The organism is Novilysobacter antarcticus (assembly GCF_019802285.1).
Lineage (GTDB): Bacteria > Pseudomonadota > Gammaproteobacteria > Xanthomonadales > Xanthomonadaceae > Novilysobacter > Novilysobacter antarcticus.
Genome location: NZ_JAIEUJ010000004.1, coordinates 257037 through 281270 on the forward strand (window position 1 = coordinate 257037; position 24234 = coordinate 281270).

Here is a 24234-nt window from a genome sequence, read left to right on the forward strand (position 1 = left end):
GCCGGAAGGGCGGACGCGCTGAAGGAGGCGCAGGGTCACGCCGTCGCGTCAGCCTGGGCGGCGACCTTCTCCGCTGCGGCGATCTCCACCGCGGCGCGCAGGCCGGAGGCCAGCGCGGCCTCGATGCCGGGCTGATCGAAGGAGGTGTGCTCGCCGGCGAAATGGACCCGGCCCAGCTGCTGCGCGGTCCACTGCGCGGTCTCGGCGCAACGGCCCGGAGCGATTTCCGCGAACGCGCCCATCGTGTAGGGGTCGCGGCCCCAGCTGCGAACGGCCAGCACCTCGGTGGCACCTTCCGCGGCGGGGCGCCACACCGCCAGTTCGCGCTGGGCCCACCGGCCGATCTCGCCGTCGTCCATCTGATCGATGACTTCCGCGCCGCGGCCGTTAACCCAGACCAGGACGCGCTCGATGCGGTTGTTTGCATCGGGCACGCCGAACACGCGCTCGATGGAACCGTCCAACCACATGTTCAACGGCAGGCCGTCGGCCTCCCAGAACGGCTTCAGCGGTTTGAGGTGGATCGCGGTGACGGCGGTCAGCTGGCGCTCGGCCCAGGCCTTGCGTTGCTCGGCCGGCGGTTCCGGGGAGAAGCGGACCTTGCCCAGTGGACCCGGGGGCAGTGCGACAACCACCCGCGGCGCACGCCAGCGGCGGCCATCGGCGGTGACGACCGTGACGCTGTCGTCCTGCTGCACCACCTCGCTGACCTGGGCGCCGAACACGACCGGCTGCTTGAGGCGGGAGGCGACCGCCTCGGGCAGCGCCTGCGTCCCGTCGGCCATCGATCCGACCGATTGCGGGCCACGACGCAGCATCGCGTTGCGGCGCAGCACGTCCAGTGCGCTGACCCGGTCCAGGCCGTTGTAGGTGGCGCCCACGTCCATGTAATCGATCGCCTGGTTCGACCAGTTGCGCGCGGCCAGCCAGTCGCGCAGCGGGATGTCGTGCGCGGCCAGCGCGGGGGCGAGCCATTCGTTGATGTTGGTGACCGGGTTGGCTTCGCCGCCGGTGGCCGCCGACAGCAGTGCCGGCGGCGGAATCGCGCGCTCCCGGCCGCTGAAGGGATTGAGTGCACTGCCCGCCCAGTCCTTGGCGTTGATCAGCGTGCCGCCGACGCCGACCGCGGACGGGCCGCCGAAGCGCGCCGCCATGGCCTCGGGAGTGGGATCCAGGATGCTGACGCCGACACGCGGCGCCAGGCCACGGGTCATCCAGTAGTTGCCGCCGATGTCGGAGGCGCCGACATCGAAGCGCTGACCGCCGGCTTCCACCGTGTGCATGCGCCCGCCGACGCGCTGGCTGGCTTCCAGCACCACCACCCGGCGACCCGGGTTCTGCTCTTCCAGCAGCATCGCGGCGTGGAGGCCGGCAATGCCCGCGCCCAGGACGAGGATGTCAGCGTCGGTTGCCTCGGCCGCACCGGCCTCGGTAGCGGACGGACCCGTACCCGAGCCACCCCAGCCGCATCCCTGCAGGAGCAGAGGCGTGGCAGTGGCGGCGGCAAGCATCTGCAGGAATCGGCGTCGTTGCATCGGTAGCCCAACCAAAAGACCTAATGAGATATCTATATAGCAACTTCAGCGGGAAGTCAGTTTGATCTGAGTCAATTGACGCCAATCAATCGCGCCGGTAGATCTCCAGCAGCTCACCGTCGGGGCCGAACACGGTCGCGACATCGCAGTCGCCAAAGCCCGGAAGGGCGAGCCGGGCGCGTGCTACAAGCTCGCCGCCCAGCGACTGCAGGTGGGCGAGGCTGGCGTCCACGTCGGTGCTTTCGAAACTGGCCGAAAGGATGCCGATGTTGGGCGGTACCGCCTTGTCGCGCAGCGGCGCGTCGGGCAGGTGGTCCATGTCGAGGTAGGCGAACATCTCGACCCGTCCCGGAATGATGGTGCCGTCCTTGAGCAGGTTGATGTTGTGGATGCGCACCGGCTTGTCGGTGCCCAGCAGGTCCTGCAGCTCGGGAAAGTCCAGGGTCTGGTCGAACAGCGTCTGATACCCCAGCGCGCGGTAGAACGCCGCCGAGCGTTCGACGTCGCGGGTGGCGATCGCGACCGTCTGCAGGACGCTGACTTCAGTATCCAGCGGGCCGCGCAGCTCGCCGCCGCGATCGTAGGAAAACACGTCCAGGCGGATGCCATCGGGATCGTCATTGATCGAGTCGCGCACCGACACGTGCTCGCTGACCTCCCAGGCGCTGGGCTCCTTGCCCGAGCTGCCGCCGGCGGCCTTGACCGCGTTCATCGTGTCCAGTGCGTCGCGGCTGCGGAAGTTGAGCGCGTAGAACCCGGAGCCGTTGTACAGATTGTCCTTGTTCCAGATGCGCTCGCCGGGCGCGTCGAAGGACACCAGGCGAATGCGGCCGAGGCCGGAGTCGTCGGCGGCGATGATCGCGTAGCGGCCGCTCAGCGCTGGATCGAAGCGCCACAAAGCGGCCAGCTCGGGCGAGATCGGTCCTGATTCCTTGACCTGGTACTGCAGCGCAGCGGAGTAGAACGCACACGCGTTGTCGAGGTCGCTGACCCCGAGGGTCACCAGCTTCACTTCTGAAAGCATTGAGTAGTCCTCAAAGACGGGAGGGGTGTGCCGCGTCGCGCGTCAATCGGCGCTCGGCGGCTCGTCAAGGTCCAGCGTCATCTGGTAGGTGAACTGGTCCGGGCGATAAAGGATGCTGAGCAGGTCGACCAGGCGGCCTGACTCGTCGTAGGAGTGGCGCTCCAGCGCCAACAGGGCACTGCCGGGCTCCATGCCCAGGTGCATCGCGACCACTGCGTCGGCATTGACTGCGGACAGGGTCTGTCGCACCTGCCTGAGCTGGATGCCGATGCGTTCGAACAGCTTCAATCTGGAGGTCGTGGCCAGATTGTGTTCGTTGAATTCGCCATGGCCGGTGAGGGTCCAGCTGGTGTAGTGGCCAAAAGGCGTGCCCGCCCGGCTGCGCACCCGCACCGCGCGCGCCAGCGGCTCGCCCGGATCCAATCCGAACAGCTCGCGGACCCGCGCCGGCGGCGCGACGCGGCCGAACTCGACCACCTTGGCTTCGGTCTCCTCGGCGAGGATGTGCAGGTTTTCCAGCAGGCCGATCAGCGGTCCACGCACCGGCTTGGGGCTGGCCCGATGGATCACGTGGGTGCCGCGGCCGCGTTGGCGCTCCACCAGGCCGGCGTTGGCCAGCTCGTCCAGGGCACGCTTGGCGGTGATGCGCGATACACCGAAGGTCTCGGCAAGGCCGAATTCGGTCGGCAGTTGCGCCCCGTAGGGCGGGTCGCCAGACAGCACGCGCTCACGCAGGATGTTGAATATCTGGTGGTATAGCGGCAACGGCAGGTCCGGACGCAGCAGTTGCCTGAGATCGGGGGACTGCAATGAATGAACTACCTGGCCGGCCATCAAGCGCTTCCATCCTTGCCATAATGCTATAACTATAGATCATAAGTGCGCGGCGAAAGGAGCGGCATGCAAGCGAGCAATGAAGTGGTCGGTTGGCGGCTTGACGACAGGGTTGCGCGACTGCGGATCGACCGCCCGGAGAAGCGCAATGCGTTGGCAGGTGTGCATTGGGCGGCCATCGAGCGCTGCCTGGCCGAGGTCCACGCCAGCGACGCCCGCGTCCTCGTGCTGGAAGGGGTGCCGGGTGCGTTCAGTGCCGGTGCCGATATCGACGAGCTGGCCGAACTGCTGGTCAATCCTTCCGGCTTCGCCGCCAGCAACGCCCAGGTGCAGCGCACCCAGTTGGCCCTGCAGCGCTCGCCGTTGACCACCATTGCCGTCATTGATGGCGTCTGCGTTGGCGGCGGGCTGGGGTTGGCGCTGGCGTGTGATTTCCGCCTCGGCAGCACCCGCAGCCGCTTCGGGCTGTCCCCGGCCAAGCTCGGACTGGTCTACAGCCCCGAGGACAGCCGCCGTCTGGTCAACACGGTGGGCCTGGCGCGGGCGCGGGAGATGCTTCTGACTGGACGCCTCCTGTTTGCGGCGACCGCATTGGAGTGGGGCCTGCTCAACCGCATCGCCGGCGATGACGGCGTGGATGCTGCGCTGGCCACGCTGCTGGCCGAGCTGGAATCCGGATCGGCCAGTGCACGCGCCGGCATCAAGCAGGTGCTCGCCTATCTGGGCGGCGACGCCGAGGCCGGCCACGAGGCCGCGACCGCCGCCTTTGACGATGCCTTCGCCAGTGCCGATTTCGCCGAAGGTGCGGCCGCGTTCCTGGCCAAGCGCAAACCTGATTTCCAGTGAGGTGCCCGCCGTGACCGCTGCCTACCTGATCGTCGAGGCCCGGATTACGCGGCTCGTGGACGCCGCCGCGCCATTGGACGCCGCCACCGGGCCGAAATGAATCTGCAACCAGAGATCTGACATGACCCATACGCGCCGCAGTTTCCTGAAGGGCTCCGCCGGCTTGGCGACCCTGGGGGTAATGGCTCCGGTTGTGTTGGGTCAAAGCGGCCGCGCCACTGCGGCCACCGGCGCGCAGCCGGACGCAGGCCACAATCAACACAGGACAAAATCCATGACCGAGGTTTACCGCGCCCTGGCGCTGCAGACGGCGTGCTACGCCGTGAATGCTTCCAAGGACGTCGCTACGGCGCGCAGCAAGATCGCCGCCAATATCGCCCGCATCGACCGCCAGATCCGGGCCAGCAAGCAGTTCATCGGCCAGGACCTGCGCATGGTCGTGCTGCCGGAATACTTCGCCACCGGTTATCCGCTGGGCGACACCATTCCCGGCTGGGCCCAGAAGGCCGCATTCGCGATGGATGGCCCCGAGTACGACGCGCTGGCCAAGGTCGCGCAGGACAACAAGGTCTATCTGGCCAGCAACGCCTACGAAACCGATCCGAACTTCCCGGATATCTACTTCCAGGCCAGCGTGGTGTTCGACGACGCCGGCAATACCGTGCTGCGCTACCGCCGCATGGTGTCGCTGTTCGCGCCGACCCCGTATGACGTGTGGGACAAGTATCTGGACGTGTACGGCATCGACGGTGTGTTCCCGGTCGCGCATACCCCGCTGGGTCGGCTCGCCTGCGTCGCCTCCGAGGAGATCCTGTACCCGGAGATCGCCCGCTCGCTCGCGCTGCGCGGTGCCGAGGTGTTCCTGCACTCCACCAGCGAAGTCGGCAGTCCGGCCCTGACCCCGAAGGATGTCGCCAAGCGCGCCCGCGCCTTCGAGAACATGGCGTACGTGATCTCGGCCAATACCGCCGGTATTCTTGACGTCGATATCCCCAACCAGAGCACCGACGGCATGTCCAAGATCGTCGACGACCAGGGCCGGGTGATGGCGGAAGCCAGCGACGGCGAGTCCATGGCCGCCTTCGCCGATATCGATATCCGGGCGTTGCGTGGACGCCGCGAGCGCCCGGGCATGGGCAATATCCTGTCGCGCCTGCCGCGCGACGCGATGGCCCAGGGTCTCGCGCCCGCGGCACTGCAACCCAACGCGTTGCTGCCGGACGGCAAGCTTCGCGTTCCCGAGCGCGCCGATTTCGCCCAGCGCCAGCGCGCGACCATCGAAGCATTGAAGACAGCAGGAGTGCTCGGCAATGACTGAGTCAGCCCAAGCCGCTACCAGCGGCGCCCAAACAATCCCGCTGCGCGACCCGGCCACCGGGGAGTGCGACGGCCAGCTGGCCGTTGTCTCCAAGGCCGAGGTCGACCGGATCGCCCAGCGCCTGCGCGCCGCGCAAGCCGATTGGGCCGCGCTGGACGTCCACAATCGTTGCGACGCGTTGTTGGCCTTCGCCGATGCGCTGGAGCGCCACCGCGAGCCGATGGTTGAAGCGCTGCTGCGTGACACCGGCCGCTGGCAGGAGTCGCAGATCGAAGTCGACAGCACTGTCGGCGCACTGCGCCGCTGGGCCGCCGATGCTCCGGCGCTGTTGCAGGCGCCCGAGCCGGTGGCCAGCAGCATGGGCTTCCTTCACAGCCGCCAGAACCTGGTGCCGTATGAACTGGTCGGCGTGATCAGTCCGTGGAACTTTCCCCTGCTGCTGAGCCTGATCGACGCCATTCCGGCGCTCGCCGCGGGATGCGCGGTGTTGTGCAAGCCCAGCGAGGTGACCTCGCGGTTCGCGAGCGTGCTGGACGACGTGATGGCCGAAGTCCCTGCGCTGCAACCGGTGTTTGCCGTTGTCACCGGTGGTGGCAGCACCGGTGAGGCGGTGATCGGCGCCGTCGACACCATTTGCTTCACCGGCAGCGTGCGCACCGGCCGTCGCGTCGGTGAGGCCTGCGCGGCGCGCTTCATTCCGTGCTCGCTGGAGCTGGGCGGCAAGGATCCTGCGCTGGTGTTGGCGGATGCCGACCCGGTCCGCAGCGCCCGTGCGATTGCCTGGGGCGGCTTCGTCAACGGCGGGCAGAGCTGCATGTCGATCGAACGTGTCTATGTGGACGCCAAGATCGCCGAGCCGTTCATCGCTGCACTGGTGGAAACCGCGAAGAGCCTCAAGCTGACCCACCCGGAACCGCGCGAAGGCCAGATCGGGCCGATCATCTCGGCCGCCCAGATCGCCATCGTCCGCGAGCAACTGGCCGACGCCAAAAAGCGCGGCGCACGTGCGCTGGCCGGCGGCGAGCTGATCGAACACGGCGGCACCTGGTGCCCGCCGACCGTGCTGGTCGACGTGGACGAAAGCATGCGCATCGCCAGCGAGGAAAGCTTCGCCACGATCCTGCCGGTGATGGTCGTCGCCAACGAGGAGGAAGCGATCAAGCGCGCCAACGATTCGATATTCGGCCTGTCCGCGGCGGTCTTCAGCGGCGACACCGAGCACGCCGCACGCGTCGCGTCGCGTCTGCACGCCGGCGGCGTCAGCATCAACGACGCCTGCCTGACCGGCATGATCCACACCGCCGAGAAGCAGAGCTTCAAACAGTCCGGCCTGGGCGGATCGCGCATGGGCAGCGTCTCGATCCGGCGATTCGTGCGCTCCCAGGCGGTACTCGTGAACTCGGGTGTCGACGATCCGTGGTGGTTTCCCGCCACGACGTGATTCCAGCTGGAATCCAGGCCCGATGCAGCGACCAACTGCATCGGGCTTTTTTGTGAGTCGGGGTACCCTAGGCACCACAACCCATTCCCGCCCCAGGCGCGCGCGGGACCGACGCTGCTCGGTTGCTGCGCCGCAGGCTTCGACAGGACGATTCGATGCGATCCAACTCACTGACAGGCGCCTATGTATTGATCGCCGTGGGCACCTATTTCCTTCTCCAGAAGCAGGGTTGGCTGCCCAACATCCGGCCACTCGTGTCGGAGTGGTGGCCGGCGGTCCTGATCGTCATCGGCGTGGTCATGATCGTGCAGCGTCGCTCGCGCGGTTGACCGACGCACGCAGGGGCGGACACCGATGACCCGGCTGCGCAGCGTCGATGGCCATGCATAGCCTGCTTCTCGTCGGGTGCGGCGGATTCCTGGGGGCGATCGCGCGCTACTCGCTGGGCCTGCTCATCCTGCCCATGGGCGGACAGGACCGCTTTCCGCTGGGCACGCTGGCGGTGAATATCCTGGGTTGTCTGGCGGTGGGCGTGTTGGCCGGTGTCGGCGAGCGCTACCAGGTATTCGGAGCCGAGGCGCGACTGTTCCTGTTCACCGGTTTGCTGGGTGGATTCACCACCTTCTCGGCGTTCGGGCTGGAGGCCTCGCACCTGCTGCGGCGAGGCGAACTGGCGTCCGCGGCGCTCTATGTGGGCTGCAGCGTGGTGCTCGGCATCGCGGCCGTCTGGATCGGGCTCAGGCTCGTCTCGATGCTGCCGCGCTGATTCAAAGGGCTGATGCCGACCCTGTGGACGCGCCCGTCAGAGCGCGTTGGCCGCGTCGTAACCGGTCTGGATGGCGTGGGCGATATCGGCCACTTCGGCGCAGTCGCCAATCCTGACCACCTCGATGCCGCGGTTGCTCAGGGCGTCGGTGTCGAACGGCACGGAGCGTGCACCGCTGGCGATGACCACGTAGTCGCAGGGGATCCGGATGGCCGTCCCGTCGGTGTCCTCGCAGAGCAACCCATCTGCATCGATGCCCGTGACCGTGTGCCCGGTGTATTGCTCCACGCCGTACATCCGGTAGTTCTCGAGCAGCGTGGGCAGCACGGTATTGCTGATGCCGGTGGCGATGGTGTCCAAGGCTTCCACCAACAGCACCTTGCAGCCCTGCTCGGCGAGGTACTCCGCCGTCTCGCAACCGACCAGCCCGCCGCCGATGACCGCCACGCGGCCGGACACCTGCTGCTCGCCGCCCAGCACCTTCCAGGCATCGCGCACGTTCGGTCCGTCCACGCCGGGAATGGGCGGAGTGAAGCTGGATGCACCGACCGCGACGATCACCGCGTCGGGGTCCAGCGCGAGCACGCTGTCGTTGCTGGCGGCCTCGCCCATGCGCAGCGAAACCCCTTCGGTGGAGGCGGCGTGCTGCAGGTTCTCTACCGCGCGGAAGATTTCCTTTTTGCGCGGCGGCACGGCGGCGATGTTCAGTTGCCCGCCCAGCTGCGTCTGCTTCTCGAACAAGGTCACCGTGTGGCCCTTGGTTGCGGCCACGCGCGCAGCTTCCAGCCCGGCGGGGCCGCCGCCAATCACGACGATGTTCTTCTTCTCGATCGCCGGGGTGATGACGCGCGTCTCCTCGTAGCCGTTTTCGGGATTCAGAACGCAGGCGATGAAGGCGCGATTCTGGATGTTGTCGGTGCAGCCGCGGTTGCAGGAAATGCAGCGGCGGATGTCGCAGGCGTCGCCCGCAGCAGCCTTGTTGACCCAGTCCGGGTCGGCCAGCAGCGGCCGCCCGATACCGATGATGTCGGCCCGTCCGCTTTGCACGACCTGCTCGGCCATCGCCGGGTCGATGATGCGACCGGCGGTGCTGACCGGGATCGAGACCGCCCGCCTGACCGTGCCGGCGATCTCGGCAAAGAACGCGTAAGGCTGCACGCCCATCGGTGGAATGGTGTCGGCCATGTTGCCGGTGTGGTTGGCCTGGGCGACATGCAGCATGTCCACCCCGGCTTCCTGCAGCCACTGGGCAAACCGCGGCGCATCGGCCTCGTCCACGCCGCCCCTGCCGCGCGCCGGCGTCACCACCGGCAGTTTGTAATCCAGGATCATCCCCGGCACGGCCTTGCGCAGCGCGCGCACCAGCATCAGGGCGAAGCGCGTGCGGTTCTCCAGCGATCCGCCGAATTTGTCGGTGCGCTGGTTCATTTTTGTGCTGCACAGCACGCCGACCAGCCGGTCGCCGTGCACCTGGATCGCGTCGGCCCCGGCCTTCTGCGCGCGCACCGCACACGCACACATCTTGTCGATGATCTGCAGGAGAGCGTCTTCGGTCACTTCGTTGACGAAGAACTCCATGTCGTGGTGCAGCGCCGCGCGCACCTGGTCCTTCTTTCCGCTGAAGAACAGCGCGTTGATCGCGTCGCAGTCGTACTCGGGATGGAAGATCTGCAAGCCGAGCTTGGCGCCGTAGGCATGCACGCTGTCGGCCAGCAGGCGGAAGCTCTCGATCTGGCTGTCGTCGAACAGCTTGGGAGTGGGCGCGAAGCTCTGGATCGGTGCCACGTCGCCCAGCACGATGTAACCCACGCCGCCCTTGGCCAGCCGGGTGTAGAACGCACGGCTCTGCGCGCTGATGCTGCCGTCCTGATCCTCATACCCGGTGGTCAGCGGCGGGAACATGATGCGGTTCTTGAAGGTCACGCCGCCGACGGTGATCGGCTCGAGGATTTTCATGGCTCACAGTTCATCGGACGCGGCAGGCCATCGTAGGGCGGTGCCGGAATATTTGCTCGACCTCCGGACCGGGCTGCGGCCCATCGCGGTACCGCCGTTCAGGTGACGCCAGTCCGCCCACCCACGCACCGATCGGGTTTACGCTGTCGCGGTACTCCAGGCTCGCATGGACCGACAAGTGTTAGTGCCAGACCCGTGTGGACGTCACTGACGCCTCCAAGTCCGGCTGCTGTCCGACGTGACCGGGCCGGGCGATGAACAGGAATCCGACCATGAATTACGTTGATCTGATCGCCATATTGGCGGTCCTCCAGTTGGTGATGTTTGGCGTGCTGGTGGGTCGTGCCCGCGGCCTGTACGGCGTTCATGCGCCGGCAACCTCCGGACACGAAATGTTTGAACGCGCCTACCGGGTGCAGATGAACACCTTGGAGTTGATGGTGGCGTTTCTGCCGGCGCTGTACATCGCGGCCAAATACTTCCCGCAGATCTATGTGGCGGCAGCCGGCGCCATCTACCTGGTCGGCCGATTGGTCTATTGGCGCAGCTACACCGCCGCCCCCGCCAGTCGCGGCATCGGCTTTGCCCTGTCGATGCTCCCCATTTTGGGCTTGCTGATCGCTGCGCTCGTCGCGATCGTTGCTGGCAGCGAGACCTGACCAATCAGGAGCGATAGGCAATGACCCTTCCATCGGGCTGGCTGCTGTGGGCGTTGTTGTCGGCCTGCTTCGCGGCGCTGACGGCGATATTCGCCAAGGTAGGCATCCGGGGCGTCGATTCGGATCTGGCGACGTTGATCCGTACCGTGATGATCATTGCGGTGCTCGCGCCGTTTGTGTGGCTGACCGGCAAGTGGAGCAACCCGTTGTCGCTGTCGCCCAAGACGCTGATCTTCCTGGCGCTTTCCGCGCTCGCAACCGGGGCATCGTGGGTGTGCTATTTCCGCGCCCTGCAGATCGGGCAGGCCTCCCAGGTGGCCCCCGTTGACAAGTTGAGTGTGGTGCTCGTGGCCGTGTTCGCTTTTGTGTTGCTTGGCGAGCGCCCTTCGTTGCAGGAGTGGCTGGGCATCGCGCTGATCGCCGGTGGGGTGCTGCTGATCGCACTGCACAGGGCGCCTATCGGCGCCTGATGATCGGTTAGTTTGGGACTCGCCTGGCACTGCGCTTCGCGCTGCTTCCAGACCGTCGCGGCCGCGAACAATTACTGGCGGGCTGACCCGGCCTAGTTCGGCATTTCCGGTCCAGCCAGTCCGCGTTCTGCGACCAGGCGGGTCAACAGTTCGATCTGCGTCTGCTGCTGGGAAATCACCGTCATCATCTGCTCGGCCCGCAACGCATCCATCTTTTCGTGCAGCGCGAGAATCTCGACTTCGGCCTTCAGGTTGACCTCGTAGTCATAGCCGGCCATCAATCGGTCTTTTGAGGCCTGCCGGTTCTGGCTCATCATGATCACGGGCGCCTGGATGGCCGCGACCATCGACAGAATGAGGTTGAGGAAGATATACGGATAGGGATCGAACGCATCCTTACCCAGGATCCCGCTGTTGGTGAATACCCAGACGACCAGCGCGGCGGCGAAAATAATAATGAAACGCCATGATCCCCCGAATGAGGCGACCTGATCCGCCAGTCGCTCGCCATAGCTTGTCTGCGCCTCAAGCCGACGATTGGGATCTTCGACAGCGATCTGGCGACGCGACGCCAGGGTCAGCACGCGATGGGTGGTCGCATCCAGTTCACTGGCATGGCGTCCAAACCAGCGGGAGGCCGAGCCGAGGTAGTCGAGGGCTTTCGGATGAGTCATGAGTCGTTTCTCCTGGGTATCCGGGACCGGGCAAACTCGGCCGCTGCGTGGTGCGGGCGCATACTCGGGTTGGACGATGGGCCCGACGAGACATTCCCGCCATGAAACGGCCTGCCAGCCAATTGACCACCACCGGCCGTGCGATGCGGCTGCTCAAGCGCACCGATGCCGGCATGCTGACCGCCATCGTCGCGGCCATCGTGCTGTTGATCGTCGCCGGCGTCGTTCTTGGCGATCAGATCAAGGTCCATATCGGTGCGCTCCAGACATGGATCGGCGGGCTGGGTCCGTGGGGCGTGGTCGTGTTTGCTGTGCTGCTGATTCTGGGCACATCGGTGCTGGTGCCCGAGTCGGTGTTCGGGGTCGCGGCAGGCGTCCTGTTCGGCCTGGTCTGGGGCATGCTGATCGCGGTGGCTGCCAACCTTGGTGCCGCAGCGTTTCAGTATGCGCTCTCGCGTTGGTTGTTCCGCCAGCGGGTCCAGCGCGCCGTCGACCGGCGGCCGTCGTTCCTGTCGATCCAGCGGGCAGTGATGAAGGATCAATTGTGGCTGCAGTTTCTGGTGCGGCTGACCCCGATCAATCCCGCCTCCATCAGTTACGTATTGGGCGCCACCGGCGTGCGCTTTTCCACGTTCATGCTCGCTTGCCTCGGACTGCTGCCGCATGTCGGTCTGGAGGTGTACCTGGGCCACGCGGGCGAGCACCTGGTGGAGGCGACCCATGCCGGTTCGCGATTCCGGCAGGGGCAGGATCTGGTCCTGGTCGGTGGACTGGTGGTGGGCGTCATTGCGATCGTGATCATCTCGAGGATCGCGCGCAAGGCGGTCCTGCGTGCGGTTGCCGGCCACGACCATCTTTAGTGTCTCAACAGCATTTCGATAGAAAGAGAGGGATCCATGCGACACAGTGAGCGCCATAGAACGCATCGGACCGGGTGGCTGCGCGCCGCCGTACTGGGGGCCAACGACGGCATCGTTTCGACGGCCAGCTTGGTGCTGGGCGTAGCGGCGGCGGGTGCAGGCACCAAGGCCATCCTCGTTGCGGGTGTCGCCGGGCTGGTATCCGGCGCGATGTCGATGGCGGCGGGCGAGTATGTCTCGGTCAGTTCGCAGGCCGACACCGAGCGGGCAGACCTTGCTCGCGAGAGCAAGGAGCTGGCCGCCAACATCGACCAGGAACATGAGGAGCTGGTCTCGATCTACATCAAGCGCGGACTGGACCGGCCGCTGGCGACCAGTGTCGCCACCCAGCTGATGGAGCACGACGCGCTGGGCGCACACGCCCGCGACGAGCTGGGCATCTCCGAGACGCTCACCGCCAAACCGGTCCAGGCCGCGTTCGCCTCGGCGGCGACCTTTGCCGCCGGCGCGGCGTTGCCATTGCTGGCCGCGCTGCTGATACCGGAGGCCGTGCTGATGTGGGGTGTCGCCGGCTGCTCGCTGTTTTTTCTGGCCAGTTTGGGCCTGATCGCTGCACGGGCGGGCGGCGCACCCGCGCTGCCATCGGTGTTGCGCGTCGCCTTCTGGGGCGCGCTGGCGATGGGCCTGACCACCGCGGTCGGCTCGCTGTTTGGAGCGGTCGGGTGAGCGTTGCGAGGAACATCACCGCAGTCAGCACGAGGTAATCATGAACACTGCCGTCAGAGATTCGCTCAGCAAAGTGCCCCAGGTGACGTTTGGCTTCTGGCTGATCAAGATCCTCGCCACCACCTTGGGCGAAACCGGCGGCGACGCGGTGTCGATGTCGATGAACCTCGGCTACCTGGTGAGTACCGCGATCTTCATGGGCATTTTTGTGGCGGCGGTGTTGATGCAGATCGCCGCCAAAAAGTTCCACCCCTTCGTGTACTGGGTCACCATCATTGCGTCGACCACGGTCGGCACGACGTTGGCGGATTTCGTCGATCGGTCCCTGGGCATCGGCTATCTGGGCGGCACGATCATGCTGGTCGCGTTGCTGATCGCCTCCCTTTTCGCCTGGTACAAATCCCTCGGGTCCATCGATGTCGGCTCGGTGCACACGCCCAAGGCCGAGGGGTTCTACTGGCTGACGATCATGTTCTCGCAAACGCTCGGCACCGCCCTGGGCGACTGGACCGCCGACAGCGCGGGGCTGGGCTATACCGGCGCGGCGCTGATCTTTTCCGGACTGCTGGCGGTGGTCGCCCTTGCCTATTTCTTCTCCAGCATCTCGCACACCCTTCTGTTCTGGGCGGCATTCGTGCTGACCCGGCCGCTGGGGGCGGTGGTCGGCGACTACCTCGACAAGCCGGCGGCGAGCGGCGGACTCGAGTTCAGCCGTTACACCGCTTCAGGCCTGCTGCTGGTGGCCATCGTGCTGCTGATCGTGGTGATTCCGCAGCGTGCGGCGGAGAAGTCGCACTGACGCTCTCTGGGCGCGCGCCTGCGGCGTCAATCGATAACAATAGCACCGTTTCCAATCACGTCTCTTGATCCATGTCAATGACTAACCTGAACAAGAGGTTCATGATTCAGTCAAGAGTGCCTGCGCGCCGTTGATTCTGGCGGAGACCGCGCGGGCACATTGCCGGCAACCTCTCTTGGGGAGGTGATTGACGTGGCGCAGCGACTGATTGATCTGACGATTGCGATCCTGGCCAGCATCGTGTCCTTCCTGCTGTCGTGGCCGTACTTCCGCAATTTCGAGTACTGGGCCGAGTCGCGCGCGATGTGGCTGGTGTATTTCGTCGTCGGCTTCCTGCTGGCGGTGTACGTTTTCTACGTCCTGCTGCGGATCACGCGCACCCTGTTCGAACACGACGCGCTGGACCGCGCTGACACGGCCGCCGGAGTGGCACGCAATGAATCCGGCGCAGATGCCAATCGCGATACCGGGGGCCGGTCGTGAGCTGCGGGGAGGGCAAACCGTGCCGGGAAGCGTTACACCGGCGGACCGCCCTGGGCGTGCTGTTTTTCATGCTGTTGATCTTCCTGGGCCTGTCATCGGTTTCCTTCATCGACTCGCGCGGCCAAGTGACACCGGACACGGTGAGTTTCAGCTCGCATGACGCTGTCGCCGGCAAACGCGTTTTCCAGGCCTACAACTGCATGGGTTGTCACACCATGGTCGGCAACGGCGCGTATCTGGGGCCGGATCTGACCAATACCTACGAGCGCACCGGAGCCGCGTGGCTGGCCGCGTTCCTGCCGTCTTCGGGCACGTGGCCGACCAGTGCGGCGCTGCGGATCCAGTTGCAGGGAGCCGCCCTGGCCGCCGACAGCGGTTCGGCATCCCTTGACGACTACCTCAAGAAGTATCCCGGTGCCGCCGAGCGCGTGCAGCGTCGCGGCGGTCATGACTCGCTGATGCCCAACCTGCCGCTGAAAGCCGAGGAGGTGGCGAACCTGATCGCCTACCTCAAATACACCTCGGCAATGAACACCGAGGGCTGGCCACCCAAGCCGAAGGTGGACGGACTGACCTTCAAATATGCATCGCCCGGTTTCAACGTGATGTCCACCGCCGCGGCCTCGGGCGTCGCCGCCGCGGCGACCGCTACCGCCGCGGCGTTGCAGGACCCTGCCACCCATGGCGCGCAACTGGTCAAGGACTACGCCTGCACTGCGTGCCATTCGCCGGACCAGCAGAAGCTGGTGGGTCCGGGCTGGGGCGGCCTGTACGGATCCCATGTGAGCCTGGCCGATGGCAGCACGGTGGTGGCCGATGAGGCGTATCTGAGCGAATCGATCCGCAACGCCAACAGCCAGATCGTTGCCGGCTACGCCGCGGGCACGATGCCCGAGTACGCCGGCATGCTCACCGACGACGAGGTCGCGGCGATGACCGCCTATATCCGCAGTCTGCAGGAGCCGGGGCAATGATCAAGATCGATTATCAAACCCAGCGACTGAGCCTGCGGTTCTTCATGTTGATGCTGGTGCTGTTCGTCTTCCAGGCCGGCTTCGGCATGGTCCTGGCACTGCAGCAGATCGATCCGACCCTGCTGGCGGGCAACCTCAACTTCAACGTGATCCGGGCCGAACATCTCAATCTGGGCATCATCTGGATCCTGTGCGGCTTTATCGGCACGATCCTGTTCGTGGGGCCACTGTTGTCGCATCGCGAGCTGGCTGCGCCGTGGCTGATCAAGTTCCTGTTCTACGCCGTGGTCGCCGTGACGCTTTGGAACGTCGGCACCCAGTACCTGGCCCAGTCCGGGGTCGCCGGTTGGTGGCTCGGACAACCGATGCTGCAGGAAGGGCTGGAGTACCTGGAGGCGGGCCGGATCGCCGACATCGTGATCCTGATCGGCTTCTGCATCCTGTGCTACGTGGTGCTGAGGACGTTCCCGCCGCGGCGCGACTGGAACGAGATCCACTGGGCGCTCGGCATCGGCGTCATCGCGCTGACCCTGGTCTGGCTGTTCGGCTTCTTCTTCATCGAGCGCCTCGATGTGCAGGAGTACTTCCGCTGGTACGTCGTCCATTACTGGGTCGAGGGCGTCTGGGAGGTGATCCACATCGCCCTGGTCGGGTTCCTGCTGGTGCTGATGTTCGACGCCAAGGTCAAAAGCGTCGGCTACGCCGTGTTCTGGGGCGTGGTTCTGGTGTGGCTGTCGGGCCTGCTGGGCAACGCGCACCACTATTTCTGGGTCGGCACGCCGGAGTTCTGGCAGTTCTGGGGGTCACTGTTCAGTGCGCTGGAGCCACTGCCGCTGATCTTCTGCTTCTGGCATGTGTATCTGGATGCGCATCACGACCGCAGGCCGCTGAAAAATGCGCCGGCTTTCTACTTCATCCTTGGCTCGGTGGTGCTGGAGCAGGTGGGCGCCGGCATCCTGGGCTTCACGATGACTTTTGCGCTGACGAATGTCTGGTCACACGGCACCTGGGTAACCCCGGCGCATGCGCACCTGGCGTTGTTCGGCACCTTCGGCATGCTCGGCATCGGCGCGGCGTACTACGCCGTGCCATTGATGCGCGGGCTGGCCGACTATGACCAGCGCTGGGGCAAGCTCTCGTTCTGGCTGCTGTTCGTGGGCATGCTCGGCATGGCGTTCGCCTTCGCACTCGGCGGCACCGTGCAGGTGTTCGTGTACCGCACGCTTGGGCTGGACTGGTTTGGTGGCGATGTGTTCCCGGCGATGAACCTGTTCAAGATCCTGGTGCCGGTGTTCGGGGTGATCTTCAGCATCGGAACGGTCACGCTGGTGTACGACCTGCTGACGCTGGGGCATCGCCACGCCGCCCCGATCGCGGACCTGCGCGGTACCGTGCGGCGTGGTCCGCCGGTCGCCGGCTGGGGCCGCTACCTGACCGGTTTCGAGGCAGGCATGTGGCTGCTGGCGATGTGGCTGTTTGGTGCGGTCATCACCTTGGGCCTGCTGAGCTTCAATCTTTCGGTGGTGCAGGCAGGCAATGCGACGCTCCCGTACCTGCTCGCCAGCATCGGCTATCCCGGCCTGCTGCTGGTGACGCTGCTGTTTGTCTGGCGTTTCCTGGCGTCGCTGGAAATGCGGAGTTACGAGCCGGAATCCGCCGGCAGTGTGCTCCCGCCAATGGCGCCGGTGGCTGGTTGAGCAGGGGATGCCGTGCCTGACCGGGCCGGGCACGGCAAAACACGAACGCAGCCCTTTGGCTGCGTTCGTGTTTGTTTCAGCAATCGCTCCGTTGGAGCTGGTGGTCGCGCGTGCGCCTACTTGGCGTCGCTGAAGACCTTGTCCAGGCGCTGCTCGAACTCGTGGTAGCCGATCCGGTCGTACAGCTCCTCGCGGGTCTGCATGCTGTCGACCACGTTCTTCTGGTGGCCATCGTTGCGGATGGCGGTATAGACGGCCTCGGCGGCCTTGTTCATCGCCCGGAACGCCGACAGGGGAAACAGCTGCATCGCCAAACCCACTGAGGCCAGCTCGTCGCGGCTGAACAAGGGGGTCTGGCCGAACTCGGTGATGTTGGCCAGCACCGGCGCCTTCACCGCATCCACGAAGCGCTGGTAGGTCGGCAGGTCGTAGGCGGCCTCGGCGAAGATGCCGTCGGCGCCGGCTTCCACGAACGCAATCGCGCGCTCGATCGCCTCATCCACGCCGTGCGAGGCGATCGCGTCGGTGCGCGCGATCAGGAAGAAATCCGGATCGGTCTTCGCATCCGCGGCCGCCTTGATGCGGTCGACCATTTCGTCCTTGGAGACGATTTCCTTGCCCGGACGGTGGCCGCAGCGCTTGGCGCCGACCTGGTCCTCGATATGGCAGGCCGCGCCGCCGGCCTTGATCAGCGACTTGACGGTGCGGGCGATGTTGAACGCGCTGGGGCCGAAGCCGGTGTCGATGTCGACCAGCAGCGGCAGGTCGCAGACATCGGTGATCCGGCGCACGTCGGTGAGCACGTCATCCAGCGTGTTGATGCCCAGATCCGGCAGGCCCAGCGAGCCGGCCGCGACGCCGCCGCCGGAGAGATAGATGGCGCGATACCCGGCGCGTTTGGCTAACAGAGCGTGGTTGGCGTTGATGGTGCCAACGATCTGCAGCGGCTTCTCTTCGTTGAGTGCTTGGCGAAACCGGGCGCCGGGGCTGGTCATTGCGGTCATGGGGCTCTCAGTGGGGATTAGTGAGAGCCCCATGGTACCGCCGCGTCACATCTGGGCGTAGTTGGGGCCGTCGCCGCCGAGCGGAGCCACCCAGACGATGTTCTGGGTTGGATCCTTGATGTCGCAGGTCTTGCAGTGCACGCAGTTGGCGAAGTTGATCTGCAGCTTCTCCGCGCCCGGCTCGCCGACAAACTCGTACACCCCGGCCGGGCAGTAGCGCGCTTCCGGTCCACCGTACTCGGCCAGATTCACGGTGACCGGCACCGCCGGATCCTTCAGCGTCAGGTGCGCCGGCTGGCTCTCATCGTGGTGGGTGCTGCTCAGGAACACCGAGCTGAGGCGGTCGAAGGTCAGCACGCCATCGGGCTTGGGGTAGTCGATCTTCTCGCGCTTGTCGGCCGGGTCCAGGCACTCGTGGTCGGCCTTGGAATGGCGCAGCGTCCACGGCGGATTGCGGATGCCCAGCTTGGGCAGCAGCCACTGTTCGATGCCGGTCATCAGGGTCGCGATCATGCGGCCCTTCTTGAACCACTGCTTGAAGTTCTTGGACTGCTTGAGCTCGTCGTGCAGCCAGCTGGCTTCGAACGCGGCCGGGTAGGCGGTCAGCTCATCCTGCGAGCGGCCGGCGGCGAGCGCGTCGAATGCGGCCTGGGCGGCCTGCATGCCGGTCTTGATCGCCGCGTGGCTGCCCTTGATCCGGCTGGCGTTGAGGTAGCCGGCTTCGCAGCCGACCAGCGCGCCGCCGGGGAATACGGTCTTGGGCAGCGACATCAGGCCGCCGGCGGTGATCGTGCGCGCGCCGTAGGAGATGCGCTTGCCGCCTTCCAGATGCTTGCGGATCGAGGGGTGGGTCTTGAATCGCTGGAACTCCTGGAACGGGCTCAGCCACGGGTTGCTGTAGTCCAGCCCGACCACGAAGCCAACCGCGATCTTGTTGTCATCGGCGTGGTAGAGGAACGAGCCGCCGTAGGTCTCCGAGTCCAGCGGCCAGCCGGCGGTATGCACCACCAGACCCGGCTCGTGCTTGGACGGGTCAACCTGCCACAGCTCCTTGATGCCCAGGCCATAGCTTTGCGGGTCGCAGTCCTTGTCCAGCTGGTAACGGGCGATCAGCTGGCGGCCGAGCTGGCCGCGTGAGCCCTCGGCGAAGATCGTGTACTTGGCGTGCAGCTCCATGCCGCGCTGGAACTGCGGGCCGGGCGCGCGGTTCTTGTCCAGGCCCATGTCGCCGGTGGCGACACCGATCACGGCGCCGGCCTCGTTGTAGAGCACTTCGGCGGCGGCGAAGCCGGGGAAGATTTCCACCCCGAGCGCTTCGGCCTGCCCCGCCAGCCAGCGGGTGACTTCGCCCAGGCTGATGATGTAGTTGCCGTGGTTGTCGAAGCATTCCGGCAGCAGCGCGGCCGGGGTCGCCTTGGCGCCGGTCTCGCTGAGGAACAGGAACTCGTCGCGGGTCACCGGCTGGCGCAGCGGTGCGCCGCGCTCCTTCCAGTCCGGGAACAGCTCGTCCAGCGCGCGGGTGTCCATGATCGCGCCCGACAGGATGTGCGCGCCCGGCTCGGAGCCTTTTTCCAGCACGCACACGGACACTTCGCTGCCGTTGCTGGCGGCGAGCTGGCGCAGGTGGATCGCGGTGGCCAGTCCGGCCGGGCCGGCGCCGACCACGACGATGTCGTACTCCATCGATTCGCGGGGGCCGTAGGTGGCGAGCAGGTCTTCCGGGGTCATGGCGGTTCCATTGCTGTTGATGCGCCGTGCGGCACATGCAGGAGTGGCTGGGGAACGTCTTCGCGGGAGCGGGATGGAATCGATTATCCCGCGCACCGGCTGAAGACGCGAAACGGGCTAGCTTGTGGTGTTGCCGGTCGGCAGGGCCGCGGTCAGGATCGCCGACGGGGCCGCGTTCCAGATCGCATCCGCGCGCGATGCCAGATGCGCGAACACGCGTTCCAGATGCTTGATCCGGTGCGGCTGGCCCATCACCCAGGGATGGATGTTGAGCGCGAGCAGACGGCCGTGGCCGGTCTCGCGCGCCTCGCGGAGCAGGAACTCGCAGGCGTCGATCACCTGGTCGGCGTATTCGGATTCGGCGTGCAGGTTGTCACCGACGATGAAGCGGTCCTCCAGCTCCAGCGACAGCGGCAGGATCGACAGCGGGCCGTGGTCGGTGTTGAAGGCGTACGGCAGTTCGTCGTTGACCCAGTCCGCGCACCAGTCGAGGCCGGCCTCACGCAGCAGATCGGGCGTGCGGTGTGACTGCGAGCGCGCCGGCGACAACCAGCCGCGGATCGGTTGCGCGGCGTAGGGTTGCAGCGCGGCGAGGCTGCGCTGGATCGACTCGCGCTCGCGTGCCTCGTCCAGGCCGCCGTAGTGGACGGCATCCATGTTCCAGCCGTGGCCGAGCAGCTCGAAACCGGTCGCCTGCACGCGGCGCAGCAGCGCCGGGTAGCGTTCGGCCAGCTCGCCATTGACCGCGACACTGGCCGTGAGGTCCTGCGCTTTCAGCGCATCCAGCACGCGGAACACCCCAACCCGGTTGCCATAGTCGCGCAGCGTGTAATGGCGCAGGTCGGGGTAGGGCATGGTCATGCTGCCGGGCGCCTTGAAGCCTTCGCCGGTCGGGTTCAGCGGGAAGTGCTCCAGGCTCAGGTTCAGCCACAACGCCAGCGGCTTGCCGTCCGGCCACGCCACCGGGGCGCGCTCGGCCAGCATCGACCACGCATAGCGGTCATGGTCCATGCCGTGGCGGCGGTTCGGGTATTCCAGGTATTCCGGGCCCAGGCTCATGCCGATGTCTCCTGCGCCACCGCGTCGATCGACGCCAGCGCCTCGTCGTAGTGGTGCTCAAGGTAGTGCGCGGCGATCTCGCGGCCGGTGGTCTTCCACACGCCCGAGTGCTGGCTGATGTAGTCCATCGCGTCCTCGAAAGCGGCGATCCGGTGCGGGTGGCTGACCTGGTAGGCGTGCAACGGCACGCACATCACGGTGCCGCTTTCCGCGCCCTCCTCGTACAGACGGTCGAAGGCGTCCTTGATCATCTGCCCGTAGCGGCGCGGCTCGATCTTGTTGACCACATAAGTAATGGTGTCGTTGAGCTCCAGCGAGTAGGGCACCGAGACGAAGCGCTGGCCACTGCGGGTGCGCACCGGGGTGGGCTGGTCGTCGTGGAACAGGTCGCAGGTGTATTTGCCGCCGGCCTCGGCGAACAGGTCGATGGTCGCGTTGGAGTGCGACAGCGCCGGCGCCAGGTAGCCGTCGCAGTGCTGACCGGTGTGCTGGGCGATCAGCGCCATCGACTCCTCGATCATCTCCCGCTCCTGTGCCTCCGACAGGCCATAGGTGTAGCGGGTGTTGTAGATGCCGTGGCTGAAGAACTCCCAGTCGCGCTCGGCCGCCAGTTCGATCACCTCGGGATGATGGATCAGCGTCGCCGCCGACAGCGACACCGAGCCGCGCAGGCCGTAGGTGTCCATCACCCGCATCATGCGCTGATGACCGACGCGGTTGCCGTAGTCACGCGTGGCGTAGCCCAGCACGTCGGGCAGTGGCCGTGGCCACGGCTTGCGCAGTGGATTGGGCGGCGGGTCCAGCTCGTAGAACTCGATATTCGGCGCGATCCACAGCGCGACTCTGGCATCGCCGGGCCAGCGGATCTTCGGCCGGCTGTCGTAGGGCCAGTAGTCGTACAGGCCCGGATCGGCCTTCTGCGTGGGCGCGCCGGCACTCATGGTGCGATCTTCTTCAGCTGCGCCGCCACCTCGTCGACGGACTCCACGTCGGCGTACTTGAGCATGATGTCGGCGAGGTTGGCGAAGTGCGGGATCTCGTGCTTGTCGGCCACGCACTCCTCCACCACGATCGTGCGGAACCCACGCGACAGGCTGTCCACCGAGCAGGCGCGCACGCAGCCGGAGGTCGAGCCGCCGGTGATGATCACCGTGTCGATGCGGTGGAAGGTGAGCAGCGACCACAGGTTGGTCTCGAAGAACGGGCTGGCCATCCGCTTGTGCATCACGATGTCGCCGGGCTGCACGTCCGCGCGCGGGTCGAGCTGGGCGCGCTCGGAGCCGTGCTTGATGTTCTGCAGCGAGTCCGGCGTGTTGGTACGCGTGCCCCAGACCCCGGCGTCCTCGCCGTTCTCCAGATAGGCAACGTAGGTCCAGATCACCGGCAGGCCGCGCTCGCGCACCAGCGCGGACAGGGTGTTGATGTGCTCGATCTGGCGCGGGTCGGTTTCATACGCGGTCTTGAACGCGTCCATGTCGGTGTAGGCGCGTTGCACGTCGATATTGACGATCGCCGGGCGCTGACCGAAGCCGAACTTGGCGCGGTTGCGGTTGGCCTTGACCTGGGCCCAGTACTGGCGGGCGGTGAGGTCGGAGGTTTCCATTACAGCCATGAGGTGTCTCCTTGGATCAATGAAGCCTGGGTCAATGAAGCCCGATCAATGGGTTTTGCAGCCGCACCTCAAGAGGCCGCTGCGGCCAGACGGATGCGTTCGTCGCGAACCAGCGTGGCCATGATCAGCGCCAGCACGATCAACCCGAACACCAGCTGGAAGGCCGGCTTGTAGCTGCCGGTCAGGTCGAAGATCTTGGCCGCCAGCCAGATGCCCATACCGGCGGTCGTGGCGTCGAGCAGGGTCACGGAACCGAGGATCTTGCCGGCCGAGGCCAGGCCAAAGGAGTTGACCGCGAGCAGCTGGATCATGGTGTACAGACCGCCCCAGCCCAGGCCGAACAGGATCAGCGAGTACCAGATCAGGTCCGCGCGCATGGTGGCCAGGAGGAACGCACCCGTGGCCATGATGGTGAGGTTGACCAGGAACACGGCCTTGGGCGGCACGACGTCGGCCAGTGCGCCGAACAGGAACTTGCCGACCATCGCCAGACCGAACATCAGGGCCAGCGCGTTGCCGGCCTGGGCCGGGGCGAACTGGAGGTCGCGCATGTGCAGGAACAGGTTCTGCGACACGGCCATGATCGAGAAGAACGTCGCCATCGCCACCACGGCCAGTGCCCAGAAGGTGCGGGTGCGCAGCGCCTGCTTGTAGGTCACGTCGGGCAGGGTGACGATGTTGGCGGCCGCGTCCGAGATGACTTTGGCGGCCGCCTTGTCGGCGCCCCACGGCTTGATACCGCCCGGCTGCGGACTGCGCACGAAGAAATAGGCGATCACCAGGAACGTCAGCGGGATCGCCATCTCCCACATGAAGGCCGTCCGCCAGTTCATGCCCAGCGTCTCCATGAGGTACACGCCGAGCCGTGGGAACAGCATCCCGCCCATGCTGGTGCCGACCAGTGCAATACCGATGGCGGTGCCGCGATTGAGGGCGAACCACTGCGACACGAAGATGACCGATACGGTCAGCCCCGCCGCGACCAGCACCACGCCGAAGCCGACGTGGATCAGGTACAGCTGGATCAGCGAATGCACGTAGGCGTAGGCGAAGTAAAGACCCGCCAGCAGCGCGATGCCGGCCAGGATCAGCTTGCGTGGACCGGCGCGATCGATCACCACACCAATGAAGGGCCCGAGCCAGCCGGCCAGCACCAGGGTGATCAGGTCGCGCATCTTCAGCTCACTGCGCGTCCACCCGAACTCCTTCAACAGCGACTCGTCGAACGCGGTCAGCCCGGTGACAATCAAGCCGTTGGACGTCAGCAGGATCAGCAATCCCATTACCGCCATAAGCCATGGGTAGTAGCGCTTCATTCTCTTACCTCTGCAGGTTGGTGTTGGCGGGATAGCCGACTGTAGGGGAGAAATCCGCGACTGGCGTTGACCGGCAACGGATGGCATGCCTACACTTTGTCCGGACAAAGTGTGCCACAGTCGATTGCCCCGGAGGAAGCCATGAATACCGTGATCGTTCTTTTCAACCTCAAGCCCGGCGCCAGCGTCGCGGATTACGAGAAATGGGCGCGCGAGCAAGACGTGCCAACGGTCAACGCCCTGGCGTCGGTCGACCGTTTCGAGGTGCTGCGGGCCAAGGGCCTGCTGATCGGCGAGGGCAAGCCGCCCTACGAGTACATCGAAATCATCCGCGTGCCGGACATGGCGGCCTTCGGTGCCGACATGGCCGGCGAGGCCGTTCAGGCCGGTGCTGCCCAGCTGCAGAAGTTTGCCGACAACCCGATTTTCATCCTTGCCGAGTCGATCTGAGGC

General features: G+C 65.9%; 25 protein-coding genes. 14 read left to right on the plus strand and 11 right to left on the minus strand.

Translation table 11 applies throughout. From position 1 onward, the window contains the following. Positions 1–35: 35 nt before the first annotated feature. From KZ491_RS12465 to KZ491_RS12475, 3 genes are all read right to left on the minus strand, one after another. A complete protein-coding gene (locus KZ491_RS12465; protein ID WP_222566174.1) occupies positions 36–1535 on the minus strand; it encodes a flavin monoamine oxidase family protein in 1500 nt (499 codons plus the stop codon). Positions 1536–1620: 85 nt separating this feature from the next. Further along, entirely contained in the window at positions 1621–2559 is a 939-nt protein-coding gene (locus tag KZ491_RS12470; RefSeq protein ID WP_222566175.1) for a VOC family protein, read from the minus strand. A 42-nt stretch (positions 2560–2601) separates the two neighbouring features. After that, positions 2602–3369: a GntR family transcriptional regulator gene (locus tag KZ491_RS12475; RefSeq protein WP_222566176.1), complete on the minus strand. Its 768-nt coding sequence runs from the start codon at positions 3367–3369 to the stop codon at positions 2602–2604. 90 nt (positions 3370–3459) lie between these two features. On the opposite strand from KZ491_RS12475, the gene KZ491_RS12480 reads away from it, so the two are divergent. The 5 genes from KZ491_RS12480 to crcB all read left to right on the plus strand — a co-directional run bounded on the left by KZ491_RS12480 (position 3460) and on the right by crcB (position 7764). After that, entirely contained in the window at positions 3460–4239 is a 780-nt protein-coding gene (locus KZ491_RS12480) for an enoyl-CoA hydratase/isomerase family protein (protein ID WP_222566177.1), read from the plus strand. 274 nt (positions 4240–4513) lie between these two features. After that, a complete protein-coding gene (locus KZ491_RS12485; RefSeq protein ID WP_222566178.1) occupies positions 4514–5557 on the plus strand; it encodes a nitrilase-related carbon-nitrogen hydrolase in 1044 nt (347 codons plus the stop codon). Continuing rightward, a complete protein-coding gene (locus KZ491_RS12490; protein WP_222566179.1) occupies positions 5550–6998 on the plus strand; it encodes an aldehyde dehydrogenase family protein in 1449 nt (482 codons plus the stop codon). Before KZ491_RS12485 ends, KZ491_RS12490 begins: the two co-directional genes overlap by 8 nt. Before the next feature lie 155 nt (positions 6999–7153). Continuing rightward, entirely contained in the window at positions 7154–7327 is a 174-nt protein-coding gene (locus KZ491_RS12495; protein WP_200889966.1) for a LiaI-LiaF-like domain-containing protein, read from the plus strand. Positions 7328–7374: 47 nt separating this feature from the next. Then, the gene (gene crcB / locus KZ491_RS12500) at positions 7375–7764 is read left to right on the plus strand and encodes a fluoride efflux transporter CrcB (protein ID WP_246606824.1); all 390 of its coding nucleotides are present in this window, start codon (positions 7375–7377) and stop codon (positions 7762–7764) included. 36 nt (positions 7765–7800) lie between these two features. Here crcB and bilR read toward each other — a convergent pair whose 3' ends face one another. Next, positions 7801–9720 (minus strand): bilirubin reductase, long form, encoded by a 1920-nt coding sequence (bilR, locus tag KZ491_RS12505; RefSeq protein ID WP_222566180.1) that lies wholly within the window; start codon positions 9718–9720, stop codon positions 7801–7803. A 272-nt stretch (positions 9721–9992) separates the two neighbouring features. On the opposite strand from bilR, the gene KZ491_RS12510 reads away from it, so the two are divergent. Together KZ491_RS12510 and KZ491_RS12515 are read left to right on the plus strand one after the other, a co-directional pair. After that, complete coding sequence (locus KZ491_RS12510; RefSeq protein ID WP_222566181.1) at positions 9993–10379, plus strand: MAPEG family protein; 387 nt, start codon at positions 9993–9995, stop codon at positions 10377–10379. A 20-nt stretch (positions 10380–10399) separates the two neighbouring features. Beyond that, the gene (locus KZ491_RS12515) at positions 10400–10849 is read left to right on the plus strand and encodes an EamA family transporter (RefSeq protein WP_222566182.1); all 450 of its coding nucleotides are present in this window, start codon (positions 10400–10402) and stop codon (positions 10847–10849) included. Between the two features lie 92 nt (positions 10850–10941). Here KZ491_RS12515 and KZ491_RS12520 read toward each other — a convergent pair whose 3' ends face one another. Next, entirely contained in the window at positions 10942–11523 is a 582-nt protein-coding gene (locus KZ491_RS12520) for a DUF1003 domain-containing protein (RefSeq protein WP_222566183.1), read from the minus strand. Between the two features lie 101 nt (positions 11524–11624). Between KZ491_RS12520 and KZ491_RS12525 the strand changes: the two genes are divergently transcribed. The 6 genes from KZ491_RS12525 (at position 11625) to KZ491_RS12550 (ending at position 17062) form a co-directional block, all read left to right on the plus strand. Next, positions 11625–12383 carry a TVP38/TMEM64 family protein gene (locus tag KZ491_RS12525; RefSeq protein WP_222566184.1) on the plus strand — a complete coding sequence of 253 codons (759 nt, stop codon included), beginning with the start codon at positions 11625–11627 and terminating at the stop codon, positions 12381–12383. A 36-nt stretch (positions 12384–12419) separates the two neighbouring features. Beyond that, positions 12420–13109, plus strand: a complete 690-nt coding sequence (locus tag KZ491_RS12530) for a VIT1/CCC1 transporter family protein (RefSeq protein WP_222566185.1) — start codon at positions 12420–12422, stop codon at positions 13107–13109. Between the two features lie 40 nt (positions 13110–13149). After that, positions 13150–13908 (plus strand): COG4705 family protein, encoded by a 759-nt coding sequence (locus tag KZ491_RS12535; protein ID WP_222566186.1) that lies wholly within the window; start codon positions 13150–13152, stop codon positions 13906–13908. A 192-nt stretch (positions 13909–14100) separates the two neighbouring features. Further along, positions 14101–14391: a hypothetical protein gene (locus tag KZ491_RS12540; protein ID WP_222566187.1), complete on the plus strand. Its 291-nt coding sequence runs from the start codon at positions 14101–14103 to the stop codon at positions 14389–14391. A gap of 56 nt (positions 14392–14447) precedes the next feature. Further along, positions 14448–15365: a c-type cytochrome gene (locus tag KZ491_RS12545; RefSeq protein ID WP_343225625.1), complete on the plus strand. Its 918-nt coding sequence runs from the start codon at positions 14448–14450 to the stop codon at positions 15363–15365. Next, positions 15362–17062: a cbb3-type cytochrome c oxidase subunit I gene (locus tag KZ491_RS12550; protein ID WP_246606825.1), complete on the plus strand. Its 1701-nt coding sequence runs from the start codon at positions 15362–15364 to the stop codon at positions 17060–17062. The genes KZ491_RS12545 and KZ491_RS12550 overlap by 4 nt, the downstream gene beginning before the upstream one ends. A gap of 116 nt (positions 17063–17178) precedes the next feature. Here the strand turns inward: KZ491_RS12550 and prpB are convergent, their stop codons facing one another. From prpB to KZ491_RS12580, 6 genes are all read right to left on the minus strand, one after another. Further along, the gene (gene prpB, locus KZ491_RS12555) at positions 17179–18066 is read right to left on the minus strand and encodes a methylisocitrate lyase (protein ID WP_222566188.1); all 888 of its coding nucleotides are present in this window, start codon (positions 18064–18066) and stop codon (positions 17179–17181) included. A gap of 45 nt (positions 18067–18111) precedes the next feature. Continuing rightward, positions 18112–19794, minus strand: a complete 1683-nt coding sequence (locus KZ491_RS12560; RefSeq protein WP_222566189.1) for an electron transfer flavoprotein-ubiquinone oxidoreductase — start codon at positions 19792–19794, stop codon at positions 18112–18114. Between the two features lie 117 nt (positions 19795–19911). Further along, positions 19912–20853: a polysaccharide deacetylase family protein gene (locus tag KZ491_RS12565; RefSeq protein WP_222566190.1), complete on the minus strand. Its 942-nt coding sequence runs from the start codon at positions 20851–20853 to the stop codon at positions 19912–19914. Further along, positions 20850–21794, minus strand: a complete 945-nt coding sequence (locus KZ491_RS12570; RefSeq protein ID WP_222566191.1) for a polysaccharide deacetylase family protein — start codon at positions 21792–21794, stop codon at positions 20850–20852. The genes KZ491_RS12565 and KZ491_RS12570 overlap by 4 nt, the downstream gene beginning before the upstream one ends. Continuing rightward, the gene (locus tag KZ491_RS12575) at positions 21791–22465 is read right to left on the minus strand and encodes an isochorismatase family protein (RefSeq protein ID WP_222566192.1); all 675 of its coding nucleotides are present in this window, start codon (positions 22463–22465) and stop codon (positions 21791–21793) included. Before KZ491_RS12575 ends, KZ491_RS12570 begins: the two co-directional genes overlap by 4 nt. 68 nt (positions 22466–22533) lie before the next feature. Next, positions 22534–23781, minus strand: coding sequence for an MFS transporter (locus tag KZ491_RS12580; RefSeq protein WP_222566193.1), 1248 nt, complete (start codon positions 23779–23781; stop codon positions 22534–22536). Positions 23782–23922: 141 nt separating this feature from the next. Here KZ491_RS12580 and KZ491_RS12585 point away from each other — a divergent pair, with 141 nt between their 5' ends. Next, entirely contained in the window at positions 23923–24231 is a 309-nt protein-coding gene (locus KZ491_RS12585; protein ID WP_222566194.1) for a hypothetical protein, read from the plus strand. Positions 24232–24234 lie beyond the last annotated feature (3 nt).